At 67.8% G+C, this 1,129-nt stretch carries 1 protein-coding gene; it reads right to left on the bottom strand.

Annotated features, from left to right (window positions below; genetic code table 11):
* Positions 1-170: 170 nt before the first annotated feature.
* On the bottom strand, positions 171-1,129 hold a 959-nt coding region (locus tag EES43_RS17965), incomplete at its 5' end, for an IS1380 family transposase (protein ID WP_124272045.1).

Genomic DNA, 1,129 nt, shown 5'->3' on the forward strand with positions numbered 1-1,129 from the left:
AACGACTCAGGACACTAGCCTCGCCGTTTCGATTGGGCTGAGGCGGCGTCGCTGATCGCCAACTGTTGGATGGCCGATGTGATTTCGGTGCTTGGGTAGGTCGGAGTCCCGGCGCGGTGGCCGGGTTCTCCGGGTTCTTTCGGGTCGTGGGTGGACGGGGGTTTTGCTGGTCAGATGGCGGGTCGGGGCAGTGCGGCGAGGCGGTGGAAGGCCGTGGCCAGTTCGTGTCTCCAGGGCCAGGTCGCCGATATTCGCAGGTGGAGGCGTCGGCCGCCGCGGGTGAGGCGGGCCGTGACGTGCAGTAGCCGGTAGCGGAGTTTCTTCGGCTCGGCGGTGGCCAGCTCCCCGTCCAGGAGGAGGACACGGGTCCAGGCGAGCAGGTCGATCGCGGCGAGGATGAGTTCGAGCCAAACGGCGTTGACGGCGAAGTCGCGGGAGGGGAAGCGGCCGAAGCCGGTGGTCTTGCCGCACCGGATGTGGTCCTCGACAGTGGCATGTCCGCGGTGGCGGACCTCCATGAACTGGGCGGAACCGCCACCGGAGTACGGGGTGTCGGTGAGGAACACCTGATGCCGTAGGCCCTCGTCCTGGTCGAACAGGGACAGCTGGGCTCCGGGGTGCGGCCGCTCTCGGCGCACGATGATGCGGGTGCCGGCCGGGTAGCCGTCCAGATCGACCATGCCGGTCAGCTCGGCGACCCCGGCGCCATCACGCAGAGTCCCGTCCTGGTCCAGGGCGGGATGCCAGAGGCGGTCGGGCATGGCCCGGACAGCGCGACGGACCGGCTCGGTGATGGCGTATCCGACCGAGAAGAAGGTACGGATTCCTCGTTTCCGCACGTCGCGGACATGGGCGAGGAATGCTTTCGCGGATCCGGCACTGTCGGTGCGGACGAGGATGTCGGTGCCGTGAAGTTGCGCGTCGGGGATCTGCGAGAGTGCCTGGTCGAACACCGTGATGTGGTCGCTCGCGGTGTTGGCACCGGCGTTTCCGGGACGTAGTCGGCCCGACAGTGCCTCGCCGGTGTTGGCCAGGAAGCACAGCAGCGGGTGGAAGCCGAAGCCGCCTTTATAGGTGGGTGCGGCCTGCTCCTTCTCGGAGTGGCAGGTGATCCGCGTGGCGTCGAGGT

Source organism: Streptomyces sp. ADI96-02 (genome assembly GCF_003846185.1).
Classification (GTDB): Bacteria; Actinomycetota; Actinomycetes; order Streptomycetales; family Streptomycetaceae; genus Streptomyces.